Below are 12,534 nucleotides of genomic sequence, written 5' to 3' on the forward strand. Positions count from 1 at the left end.
ACCACAGGCAGATAAATCTGCTCTATTTCTCGCAAATTATCTTTTGCTTTCCTAATTGTCCCCAACAGTAGTTTTAAGCAAATCACTTTATCTCACCCAGCCAAAAACCCCAAGTGCATCACCTCAGCACTTGGGGTCCTTCGTTCTACGTAATCCCTCACACAATGATCAGATCACAGCTTTCTTTTAATCTTTTTTCAATATGTTTATTTATTTTCGAATCCGTTATAATGTAATCAATGTCTTCCATTTTAGCAAAGGTGTACAAAGAGACCCTGCTCATTTTACTATGATCGGTCACCACAAAAATTTCCTTTGCTGCGCGAACCATCCTTATTTTGGCAGATATTAATGTCTCATCAAAATGCGTCAACCCTTTTTCATGATGCAGGGCAGGCGTTGCAATAAACGCTTTTTTTACATTTAAGTTACCCAGTGTGTGATTCGTTATTTCCCCATTTAAAATAAAATTTTGCTGAAATAACGTTCCTCCTGTAACAATAACCTTTAACTGTGAATGCCTGAGAAGTGCCGCAATATGAATATCATTGGTAATAACCGTAATATTTTCCCGGTCTTTGATTGCCTCGGCTATTTTCGTCGTTGTCGTCCCGGAATCCAATATAATCGTATCGCCATCCTCAATAAAGGATGCGGCCTTTAATCCAATTCTCTGCTTCTCCTCACTAAAAGAGCCCTCCCTCATATCAAAATGCGGTTCCGAATGAATTTCCTCTTCATTTAAAATAACCCCGCCATGCGTTCGCTTTAGTTTTTTGCTCTTCTCCAGTTCCGATAAATCCCGTCTGATCGTAGCTTCGTGCACATCAAAATGCGTCGATAAATCCCTAATCGTTGCTGCATTTTTTTCTTGTACATATCTTAAAATTTCTTGTTTCCGTTCTGCGGGTAACACAACATCACCGTCTTTATGTTAGATTCATCATTATTCTATCGTATTCATTCCAAAAAAGAAACGGCATGCGCCGCTTCCTTTCTAAGTTGCTTATGATGGTTCTGAAACATGTCCATTTCCAGGTGCCATTTCTTCTGGTAACTTGATAAAGTATGTTAAAACCGTACTTAAGAAATATAATCCTGCAAGCACCCAAATTACGCCAATATCACCGATGATCCCGATAAATAAACCAACGATGACAGGACCGATAAACACTGGAAGTCCAGCACCTAAGTTTAATACAGCTAGTGCCGCACCTTTATCTTTTGAAACAAGTGAAGGTACCAATGCAGATAATGGTACATATGCAGCTAGACAAGCACCCCAAACAATGCCAATGGCACCGACTAAATAAATATTTCCTGATGTCCATAATGGAATATATGCGAGTCCAAGTGTGGTGATTCCACAACCTATTCCGCCAAACCACATAATGGTATTTCTCCAGCCGAGTTTATCCCCAACGATTCCAAAAACAAGGTTAAATAAAATATTACTTGTAAAGATTGCTCCCCAGATAGCAAGCCATTGACTTGTTGGGATGCCATGCTGTGCTAAATAGACAGGCAAGAAAACGGGGAAGGCAAACTGTGCTGTTGTATTAATTATTCGAACAATGCCGCCTAACAGTACTTTCGGTTCTTCTTTCATAATGGTGATCCCTTTACCAATTTCTTTTAGTTTTTCCTTGGAGGATCCTTTATTTGATGGCAGTGTATCTTTATTAATGATTAATGCGATAATTGCTCCAAGCGTCACCCAAAAAAGCGATGTCCATAACGTGTTCACATGTCCAAACTGCTCAATCGCCCAAACAGAATAATAAGCACCAAGGACGTTTAGTCCACCTGTAAATACAAACCAAAACCAGCCAACAGCAGAACCGAGATGGTCCTTATCTGCCCGGTAGGAAATCCACACTAAGAAAGAATATGCAAAAAGTGGATAACCAAAACCTCGAAGCGCATACGTCGGTAGCATGATGGATAAATTCATCGATGAAATACCAAAGCTAATAAAACCGACAGTTCCAAGAATATATAATAAGAATCCTAATAACATGGTACGCTTCCCACCAAGCGCTTCTGCAAGTACTCCACTAAACCATGCCCCGATGGCAACGGTTACACCATAGGCAGTAAATAATAGACTTGATTGCTGAACTGTAAATCCATGGTCAACTAGCCATGGACTCAGCCAGCCAATCTCTAGTCCGTCCCCCATCATAAAAATGAGGATACCCAGATATCCCCAAACAATTTTTTGCGGAATACCAATCTTTGTCAAGAAATTGCCCGACGTATTCATTTTCCCTTCCCCCTCTTCCTTTATGATGATGCTTTTTGATTCCAATCAAATGTAAGGTATGTTTTCTTCCAACCTTTATCCTTTGCATCGGCTTCCATTGCTTCCGTTAAATCTTTAGTTGAGCGAACGACAAAATGTTCTTTGGGTATTAACTTACTTAGTACGTTTTGATAATCTTCATTTAAAAATGCATCCATGAGCTGCTTAAATTCTTTTACCGTACTTCTAGAGCTTCCGCGGACACGAATCCCCTTCTCGAGAATATCTCTTGTGTTCATTGGTACCAAATCTTCCGTAACGCCCATGAGCGTCAGATTACCTTGTACATCTAACAAATCAATTGCTTGATTGATCGCACTTGAACTAAATTTTCCACCTGTACATTCAAATACCGTTTTAACGCCCTTTTCACTATTAAAATCGTACTCCTGCACTAATGCTGTCGTTGCAAAACGGTCAAATTGAGCTATCTTTTCTGGGATCGCTCCAAAAACGAGTAAGTTTTCTTTTGGTATTTGATAAATAAAATGAAGTGCTGAAGCTGTCAAATACCCGAGTGGTCCATCTCCAAAAACAGCTACCTTATTTGACGTTTTCGTTGTTAAATCTTCAATTAAATTAATGGCGAATAAGGAAACCGAACATAATTCAGCCAAAATAGCGATATCATCCGCTAGATCTTCTGGCACATGGACGACATTTTCCCCGCCAATAACTAGCCTGCTTTGGCCAGCACCATCATAACCGCTTCCTAAAAACGCTCCGTTTAAACAATAATTGTCATAGCCGTCATTCTTGCAATTATCACAGCAATCGCTCTTCGATTGATTGTTTAAGACATAGCCTGGAATACTCGGGACAACAACAACCCGATCCCCCTGCTTAAAGTCGGGGTGGTAAGATTCTTTGACAATGCCAAGTGCTTCGTGAAAGAGGGACATTGGTAATTTTGCTTCAAGTGCCTCTTTTCTTCTATTGCCGGTATAATATCTTAAATCCGCGTGACAGACGCTAGCCATATACGGTTCAACAACCACATCATTTTCTTTCACTTCATGTTCGATCGTCTGCTTTTTGAAAACACCTGGTTCGATCAATCGATATGCTGCTGAAGTAATGTTTGTCTCTGTATCTGCATGCATCGAAATCCTCCTCATGCTGTAAATTTTATGCTCGTTTATGTTCTTTTATGTTTATTTAAGTTAATAATAACGCTTTCTTTTGCTCATGTCAACTCGAGAACGCATTATTATGTTTATTTCGCTTGATTTTATGCTCATTTATGTTTATCATGAAAACAGATCGAAATTCAAACGCTTTCAAGGAGAGAATGCAGATGACGTATGCAATCGGCATTGACTTTGGCACCGCTTCAGGAAGAGTGCTTATCGTTCATATAGAGACCGGTGAAGTTGCCGGCATGCGTGTTGTCCCATATAAAAGTGGTACAATCACGTCTTCCCTAGCAGATAAAGCGATCCCACATCCATTTGCACTGCAAGATGCAAAGGATTATATGGATGTTTTAAGGGCAGGGATTCCGGAGGCTGTGAAAAAAGCCGGTATCCATCCGGATCAAATCGTTGGACTGGGAGTTGATTTCACCTCCTCTACCGTAGTGGTTGCAGATGATCAATTAACACCGTTAAGCGAGAAAGAAAAATTCAAAACAAATCCGCATGCTTACGTAAAACTATGGAAACACCACGGAGCAAGCAAAGAAGCTGCGGATATGTTCGAAGTTGCCCGTATGAATAAAAATAGATGGCTTGGCAACTACGGTTATAATGTAAGTAGCGAGTGGATGATTCCTAAAGTAATGGAACTCTTAAATAACGCCCCGGAGATTTTAAAAGAAACCGCCTATATTATGGAAGCAGGTGACTGGATTGTCTCTACCCTCATTCAGGAAAATGTCCGGAGTAATTGTGCAAGAGGATTCAAAACATTTTGGAACGAAGAAGATGGGTTCTTTTACGATTATTATGAACAGCTTCATCCGAAACTTCCGTCGATCATTAAAGAAAAACTGGAAGGAAGGCTTGTTAAAATAGGCGAGAAAGCAGGAGAACTATCAAACGAAATGAGTAAAACCTTAGGACTTCCCGCAGGTCTCCCTGTTGCACCGGCAATCATTGATGCACATTCCGCACTGCTTGGCGTCGGCTCTGAACGTAAAAACCAACTAACGATGGTAATGGGGACATCCACCTGTCATCTCATGCTGCACGATGAACAAAAACAAATTCCAGGAATTTCAGGCAGTGTAAAAGATGCAATTATACCGGGATTGTTTGCCTATGAAGCAGGTCAATCCGCTGTTGGTGACCTATTTGCGTATGCTGTTAAACAGGCTCCAAATGAATACACAGAGGAAGCCTCAAACCGTCATATATCTGTTCATCAATTATTAGAGGAAAAAGCAGCTGAGAAGCGCGCAGGAGAAACGGGATTGGTTGCACTTGACTGGCACAACGGAAATCGCTCTGTATTAAGTGACAGTGATTTAAGCGGTTTACTGCTTGGCTTAACCCTTCATACGAAAATCGAAGACATCTACCGAGCGTATATGGAAGCAACAGCATTTGGAACGAAAATGATTATGAGATCATACGAAGACTGGGGAATGCAAATTGACGAAGTCTTTGCATGTGGCGGCCTGCCGCAAAAAAATGCCTTATTAATGCAAATTTACGCAGATATTTTGAATAAACCCATCCATATTTCAGCAAGTGACTATGCACCTGCCATCGGAGCAGCAATTCTTGGCACCGTCGCAGGAGGAGGACATCGCACGATGGAAGAAGCTGTCCAAAAGATGAAACAGCCCTTTTTAAAAACCGTCTACCCTATCTCAGAAAACGTAAAGATCTATCAATCGCTGTTTGAAATATACCACGAAATGCATGACTTTCACGGCTTTGAGCGAATCAATATGATGAAGCGGCTGCATGAATTAGCTGCACGCGACTAATACGCATATGAAAATAAAAGCAAAAAAGCAAGTAAGGCTAAGTGTTTCACTTACGATGGAGAAGATATAAAATTACATTCTATTTTAGCGTACTAAATCACCTAACATTTAGTACGCTATTTTTTCTTGACATCACAACGTTGGAATGTATCATTTACTCTTTTATCATTTGTAATAACACCATGAATGACAAAGTGACAATATGGATTGGCTGTGCCCTAAACGTATTGCTAAAATAGAAAATCATTCCTTTGCTAACATACCTTTTTTATAAAAGTGCTATTTAGCGTATATGGTCCAAAAAGAGAGAGATGCATTTTTAAATTGAACCTGATATTCGGAATATTTATGTTAAAATAAAATACTTATCACGTTGTAAAAATTTCAGTGCCTTGTAACCATCTGAAGTATAACCTGCATAACTACCCCACCACTTTGGATAAACCATTGGAATGATTATTACGATAAATTGAACAAGATTCATCCAAAACATACCAGTTACAAAAAAATAATACAATTGACTTTAATTATAAGCGTCTTTACGGTGCTTTCCGTATTTGGAATTATTTTCGCGATCACATCTAAAAAGCTGTGGTTTATGATAACAGGAATTATACTGAATAGCGCAGTATTGGTATTTGCTTCTTTTCTTCTGCTAGCAGTAGGAATTAGTGAGCCATAAAAATGATTCAAGACATCTGGGCCGATTGTTCAAAAATCAAATGAAAATAATTAAAAAGAAACAGCTCCGTTACATGTGAACGGAGTTGTTTAGTTTTAATAACACAATGAGTCCATTTCTAAGTTCATTCACTTTTTACGAATGGTCTAAAAACGTTGCTATTTCATAATACGGGTATTTTGAGTTTTCTCCATGGTAAGCGAACGACCTAAAGGGGCAAACCTTTTTTACTTGCCTATTTCTCCTGAGCATTTGTTTTTGACAAAAGTTATTATCTTGATATAATATATCTCGAATTAAAGATAATTGGAGAAGAAGGAACGGATAGAAAAAAAGACTTACTCGCATGATAAAGGCAGATATACTCGCTATGAGAGCGTAGAAATAATATTTTTTTAATATCAAGCTGGAACGGTACTGCGCAATTTCAACAGGCTATGGCTCGAGTTCCATTCCATATCGCTCGAGTCTATCCTTTTATTGCGCGACACGTACTTAAAAATCAAAAAAATAACGATCACTTTCATTTAGGAGGTTCATTTGATAAATATCTGAGCTTATTGCTGTCGGAGTCGGAGTCGCATTGATTGGCCCTGGAGCCTATTCGATTGACGCCATCATTTTTTAAAGGAAATGGTATGCTCCATCCCACATTTCTTGATTACTAAAGGAGGATGACAATGAAATCATTAAAAGGTATTCACCATGTTACAGCTATTACAAGCAGTGCAGAAAAGAATTATGAATTTTTTACGTATGTTCTAGGGATGCGTTTAGTAAAGAAAACAGTCAACCAGGATGACATTCAAACGTATCACCTATTTTTCGCCGACGATACAGGCAGCCCAGGTACAGATATGACTTTCTTTGATTTCCCCGGCATTCCTAAAGGGGTGCACGGTACAAATGAGATTGCAAAAACGTCTTTTCGTGTCTCAAGTGACGCAGCACTAAAGTATTGGATGGAACGTTTTGAACGCCTAAAAGTGAAGCACGAAGGCATCAAGGAGCAGTTTGGCAAGAAAACACTTTCTTTCGTTGATTTTGATGATCAGCAATATCAACTCATTTCAGATGAAAAAAATCGTGGCGTTGCGCCGGGAACACCATGGCAGAAAGGGCCAATTCCGTTAGACTACGCCATTACCGGACTAGGACCGATCTTTGTGCGTGTCGATAACGTTACGCACTTCAAAGAGATGATGGAAAAAGTCCTATTATTTAAAGAAATCGATCAGGAAGCATCCTTTCATTTATTTGAAGTTGGCGAGGGCGGAAATGGCGCGCAAGTCATTGTCGAACATAATACAGCTCTACCTCAAGCACGTCAAGGTTTTGGAACGGTTCACCACGCGGCTTTCCGAGTGGAGGATCATGAAGGGTTGAACGATTGGATACAGCATCTGCAAGATTTGCGGCTGCCAAACTCCGGTTACGTCAATCGCCACTACTTCGAGTCCTTATATACAAAAATTTCACCACATATTTTATTTGAAATTGCAACAGATGGCCCGGGATTTATGGGCGATGAACCTTATGAAACACTTGGTGAAAAATTGTCCCTGCCGCCTAAACTGGAGTCAAAACGTGCAACCATTGAAGCATATGTGCGTCCAATCGACACTGTAAGAAGTACAAAACAGTTGACGAAAGAATAAGAAACACTCGGTTGAAAACCGCGATGAAAAGGAACAGGCATAGGAGCACGCTTTCGATAAAAAGGAGGAAAAGGCATGGAACTAAAAGGAATCCATCACGTCTCCGCATTAACGGCAAAAGCATTCGAGAATGTCGATTTTTATACGAATACACTCGGTATGCGTATGGTCAAGAAAACAGTAAATCAGGATAATCCATCATTCTACCATCTCTTTTACGCGGATGAACAAGGCAGTCCCGGAACAGAATTAACATTTTTTGATATCCCAATGCTTGCTAAGAACCATGAAGGAACCAACAGCATTTCCGGTATATCCCTGCGTGTCGCTGATGACCAAGCACTAACGTATTGGAAGGATCGATTTGAGGAATTGAATGTCAAGCATGGTGGAATATCCGAGTGCGCTGGACATCAGACACTTCCTTTTGAGGACTTTGAAGGACAGCGCCTATCCCTGATTTCCGATGAACAAAATAAGGGTGTTTCCGCCGGTATTCCTTGGAACAAGAGCCCGGTTCCGCCAGATAAAGGAATAAAAGGACTGGGCCCGGTAAAACTGACGGTTCAACACGCCGAAGCTACGAACGGCGTCCTCACAGGTCAATTAGGTTTTCGCAAAAAAGGACAGTACGCTTCAACGATCGAAGGACAGCCGGACATCCTAGTATTTGAAACTGGCGAGGGTGGAAATGGCGCCGAAATCCATGTGGAGGAAAGAAAAGATTTACCTCCTGAGCGACAAGGCAGAGGCGGGGTACATCACGTGGCATTTCGGGTTGAAACCGAAGCAGAACTAAGGCAATGGATTCAAAAGATCCAAGATGCGAAATTCCAGAATTCCGGATTTGTCGATCGATATTACTTCCGCTCTTTCTATTTTAAAGAACCAAATGGAATTTTATTTGAATTAGCAACAGACGGTCCAGGGTTCGACACCGATGAAGAAGTGGAACACTTAGGTGAAAAATTGGCACTTCCGCCATTTTTAGAACCGAGACGCGCGGAAATAGAAGCAAAATTAAAACCATTGAATATACGCGATTAAACTAGAAATAGCTAACCATCTCTGAAGCAAGAGGTGGTTTTTTTCTATCTAAAAATGTTGTCATTAAACGCTTGATGAAGATCATGCAGCAGCAATGGATGATCGCGTATTACTACATCCATGCTTACATATCTTCATAATGCGTAATAATTTTTTGCACTTGTTTCAATGTGCGCAAAAGGTGATGATAATTACTTGTGCCGATTTCACGCTCGATTTTCCCCTGCACTTGCATCCATATCGGTGTCGCTTCGTACAATTTTTCAATTCCTACCGAAGTTAAAGAGACGCATTTTGATCGGGAGTCTCGTTCGTCTTTTTCAACATGGACAAAATTATTTTTTATTAGCACATTCACATTGCGAGTGATTGTCGTTTGCTCCAACATCATGACTTCACCCAATTCGCTAATCGACAATTTTTTATACTGATAAATATTAACGAGCATATAATATTGCGTAATTTTTAAATCCGTTGCCTGAAGTAATTGATTATACAGCTGGGTTAATGAACGTGAGACCGTTCGCAAATTAGCACAAGCACACGCTTGCAAAATATTTTCAACTTCATGTTTTTCCATCGCCAACCTTCCTTTCTCCAAGTTTGTCATTGACAAAAATTGAAATTCTTTATAGGATACATGTATATACATGTAATTTGAAAATTTTGAATTAATTTCATTGTAAACGATATTCGATGAAATGAAAACTTACATGTGGAGAAAGGAGAATAGGAAATGGACTGGATGGACGGATGAAGGAGAACGGCGCATTGGTTTATCTCGTGGTACGCTCACTATGATTGAAAAATGATCAAAGAAACATCTATTTTTAAGCTATTTTCGAATGATTTGATAGCGCTTACGAATAAAGGGGGAAGTGAAATGACAAATTTAATGGAATGGAAAAAAAGAATGAGAATCCCAGTGATCGGTTCGCCGATGTTTATCATTAGTAATCCAAAGCTTGTCATCGAACAATGTAAAGCAGGTATCGTAGGTGCAATGCCTGCACTTAACGCAAGACCGTCCTCCCAACTGGATGAATGGCTTGCAGAAATTACAGAAGAGCTTGCGAGCTATAACGCGAAAAATCCGGATCGACCAGCAGCACCTTTCGCAATTAATCAAATTGTCCACCGTTCGAATACACGTCTTGAAGAAGATATGGCCTTATGTAAAAAATACAAAGTGCCCATCATTATCACGTCACTCGGTGTAAGGGAAGATGTCTACCAAGAGACACAAAGTTATGGTGGAGTCGTATTGCATGATGTGATCAATCAGACGTTTGCGAAAAAAGCGATTGAAAAAGGAGCGGACGGTTTAATCGCAGTAGCGGCAGGAGCAGGAGGGCATGCTGGTTCGAAAAGTCCATTTGCACTCATTCAGGAAATTCGTGAATGGTTTGATGGAACACTTGCACTCGCGGGCTCTATTGCAACGGGAGGTAGCATTTTGGCAGCGGAAGCAATGGGAGCGGATTTTGCTTATATCGGTTCACCATTTATCGCGACACATGAGGCAAGGGCGGTTGACGAGTATAAACAAGCGGTTGTTGAAGGAACTTCGGATGATATCGTCTATAGCAATTATTTTACAGGTGTGCACGGAAACTATTTAGCACCATCCATCCGTGCAGCAGGAATGGACCCAGATCATTTACCAGAAAGTGATCCATCAAAAATGGATTTTGGCGGAGATGCTAGTAAAAAAGCGTGGAAAGATATTTGGGGTTGTGGTCAAGGAATTGACGCAATAAAAAAAGTACAACATACAAAAGATTATGTAGCACAATTAGAAGCACAATATAAAGAAGCGAGAGCAAGATTGTTGAAGTAACCATTATGGGTTGTTGGTCTAAAAATTCAACATGGGCAGATAAAAAAACTGGAACCTGGCGATACAATTAGCGGCTTTTCTACCAATAGCAAAAACTTTTCAACGATACGTGCTTACTTATTTAATAGTTTATAACTCATAGAAGGGGCTTCCCCCCTCATTTGTTGTTGCTCGATCTTGAGGTGTTTTTGCTCGACTTTGAGGTGGTATTGCTCGACTTTGAGGCGGTATTGCGCGACATGGAGGCGGTATTGCGCGACCTTGAAGTGTTATTGCGCGACCTTGAGGCGGTATTGCGCGACATGGAGATGGTATTGCTCGACCTTGAGGTGGTATTGCGCGACTTGGAGATGGTATTGCTCGACCTTGAGGTGATGTTGCGCGACTTTGAGGTGGTATTGCTCGACTTTGAGGTGGTATTGCGCGACATGGAGATGGTGTTGCTCGACCTTGAAGTGGTATTGCTCGACTTGGAGATGGTATTGCTCGACCTTGAGGTGATGTTGCGCGAACTTGAGATGGTATTGCTCGACCTTGAAGTGGTATTGCTCGACTTTGAGGTGATATTGCGCGACCTTGAGGTGGTATTGCTCGACCTTGAGGTGGTATTGCGCGACCTTGAGGTGATATTGCGCGACTTGGAGATGGTATTGCGCGACTTTGAGGTGGTATTGCTCGACTTTGAGGTGGTATTGCTCGATCTTGAGGTGATATTGCGCGACCTTGAAGTGGTATTGCGCGACCTTGAGATGGTATTGCTCGACCTTGAGGTGGTGTTGCTCGATCTTGAGGCGATATTGCGCGACTTTGACTCGTTATTGCTCGACCTTCTTTATTTACTGCGCGTTTTTGATAATGGAGAAATACCGCCACCCCCCTATACGCATGCATTAAAATATGATAAGCTAACATACATTATGCTACGCGAAGAAGGGATCTTACGTTGAAAGTTAATAAAATCTATATCATTATCATTCTCGTTATGCTGTCGTGGGGAATAAATGTGTCCGCGCTTAAAGTGATTGTTGCGAATTTTATGCCAATAACCATTACATCCTTGAGAATATTCGTGGCTAGCTTAACCGCATTCCTTATCCTTACCTTTTTGCGGCTTGTCCGTTTGCCGAAAAAATCAGAGATTATTTACATTATTGGCGGTGCTTTTTTAAGTGTCTTCTTTCACCACTTTTTCCTGGCTGAAGGACTTACTAAAACATCCGCTACCAATACAGGACTGATTCTCGGATTGGGTCCGCTCTTAACCGTTGTTTTTTCCATGATCTTCTTAAGAAGAAAGCCCTCGTGGATCCAGTTCACTGGCTTCATTCTTGGAACCTTAGGCGTGAGTACAACGGTTTTAGTCGGCAGTGGCGGAGTGAACGGGATTAATCTCGGGGATGTACATATTTTACTATCCATCACATCGCAGGCGCTCAGCTTTATTTTAATTAAGCGGGCCTCAGAAACGATGGAACCGCGTCTATTGACCGTATATATGCTGCTAATCGGTTCCTTCTTTCTTTTTATCGTCAGTTTATGGAAGGAACCCGGTGGCATCGATTCGCTTATCGGTGTTGCGCCATCCGTTTGGGCGGTGTTCCTTTTCTCTGCAATCATTGCGACAGGGGTTGGACATATGGCTTATAACTATGCCATCGGGCAAGTTGGGCCAGCAGAATCATCTATATTCCTTAACTTAAACACATTCTTTTCACTAATTGGAGCGGCTCTTTTCTTAGGCGAATCGATTGTCCCGGGACATTTTATTGGACTCATTTTGATCGTCTCTGGCGTTCTGCTTGGCTCCGGCGGACTGGAAGCTTGGCTATTGAAGCGAAAACAAATGAGAAGCTCCGGAAATCCTAGCGCATAAACGATGGAAGCTTGCAGCCAACATGCTGCAAGCTTTTTTTCTTGCCCGAAAGTTGGTTGTATGAGGGCATGCTCAGCTTCTATCTCCTTAGCCTCCGTCAATCGAGTAGGTGACTAACCATTACTTGGTTAGTCGACCTCTCACACCACCGTACGTACGGTTCCGTATACGGCGGTTCAATCTCTTGAGTATCC

10 protein-coding genes are annotated in these 12,534 nt (G+C 41.1%); 6 read left to right on the forward strand and 4 right to left on the reverse strand.

The annotated features are described in order from the left end of the window. Positions 1-157 precede the first annotated feature (157 nt). The 3 genes from J2Z81_RS08535 to J2Z81_RS08545 all read right to left on the reverse strand — a co-directional run bounded on the left by J2Z81_RS08535 (position 158) and on the right by J2Z81_RS08545 (position 3,408). Entirely contained in the window at positions 158-916 is a 759-nt protein-coding gene (locus tag J2Z81_RS08535) for a DeoR/GlpR family DNA-binding transcription regulator (RefSeq protein ID WP_226371148.1), read from the reverse strand. A 90-nt stretch (positions 917-1,006) separates the two neighbouring features. Beyond that, complete coding sequence (locus J2Z81_RS08540; protein WP_038221245.1) at positions 1,007-2,266, reverse strand: MFS transporter; 1,260 nt, start codon at positions 2,264-2,266, stop codon at positions 1,007-1,009. 20 nt (positions 2,267-2,286) lie between these two features. Next, positions 2,287-3,408 (reverse strand): alcohol dehydrogenase catalytic domain-containing protein, encoded by a 1,122-nt coding sequence (locus tag J2Z81_RS08545; protein ID WP_226371149.1) that lies wholly within the window; start codon positions 3,406-3,408, stop codon positions 2,287-2,289. A 194-nt stretch (positions 3,409-3,602) separates the two neighbouring features. On the opposite strand from J2Z81_RS08545, the gene J2Z81_RS08550 reads away from it, so the two are divergent. The 3 genes from J2Z81_RS08550 to J2Z81_RS08560 all read left to right on the forward strand — a co-directional run bounded on the left by J2Z81_RS08550 (position 3,603) and on the right by J2Z81_RS08560 (position 8,627). Further along, on the forward strand, positions 3,603-5,240 hold the full coding sequence (locus tag J2Z81_RS08550; RefSeq protein ID WP_226371150.1) for a ribulokinase: 1,638 nt from the start codon (positions 3,603-3,605) through the stop codon (positions 5,238-5,240). A 1,362-nt stretch (positions 5,241-6,602) separates the two neighbouring features. Then, positions 6,603-7,580, forward strand: coding sequence for a ring-cleaving dioxygenase (locus J2Z81_RS08555; protein WP_226371151.1), 978 nt, complete (start codon positions 6,603-6,605; stop codon positions 7,578-7,580). Positions 7,581-7,655: 75 nt separating this feature from the next. After that, positions 7,656-8,627, forward strand: coding sequence for a ring-cleaving dioxygenase (locus J2Z81_RS08560; RefSeq protein ID WP_226371152.1), 972 nt, complete (start codon positions 7,656-7,658; stop codon positions 8,625-8,627). A 124-nt stretch (positions 8,628-8,751) separates the two neighbouring features. Here the strand turns inward: J2Z81_RS08560 and J2Z81_RS08565 are convergent, their stop codons facing one another. Continuing rightward, positions 8,752-9,207, reverse strand: a complete 456-nt coding sequence (locus J2Z81_RS08565) for a MarR family winged helix-turn-helix transcriptional regulator (protein WP_029269988.1) — start codon at positions 9,205-9,207, stop codon at positions 8,752-8,754. A 303-nt stretch (positions 9,208-9,510) separates the two neighbouring features. On the opposite strand from J2Z81_RS08565, the gene J2Z81_RS08570 reads away from it, so the two are divergent. The 3 genes from J2Z81_RS08570 to J2Z81_RS08580 all read left to right on the forward strand — a co-directional run bounded on the left by J2Z81_RS08570 (position 9,511) and on the right by J2Z81_RS08580 (position 12,340). Then, on the forward strand, positions 9,511-10,467 hold the full coding sequence (locus J2Z81_RS08570) for an NAD(P)H-dependent flavin oxidoreductase (RefSeq protein ID WP_029269986.1): 957 nt from the start codon (positions 9,511-9,513) through the stop codon (positions 10,465-10,467). A gap of 161 nt (positions 10,468-10,628) precedes the next feature. Continuing rightward, on the forward strand, positions 10,629-11,414 hold the full coding sequence (locus J2Z81_RS08575) for a hypothetical protein (RefSeq protein WP_226371153.1): 786 nt from the start codon (positions 10,629-10,631) through the stop codon (positions 11,412-11,414). After that, a complete protein-coding gene (locus J2Z81_RS08580; RefSeq protein WP_038221244.1) occupies positions 11,411-12,340 on the forward strand; it encodes a DMT family transporter in 930 nt (309 codons plus the stop codon). The genes J2Z81_RS08575 and J2Z81_RS08580 overlap by 4 nt, the downstream gene beginning before the upstream one ends. Positions 12,341-12,534: the final 194 nt, after the last annotated feature.

It is taken from the genome of Virgibacillus alimentarius (assembly GCF_017874635.1).
In the GTDB taxonomy this organism is placed as follows: domain Bacteria; phylum Bacillota; class Bacilli; order Bacillales; family Amphibacillaceae; genus Virgibacillus_B; species Virgibacillus_B alimentarius.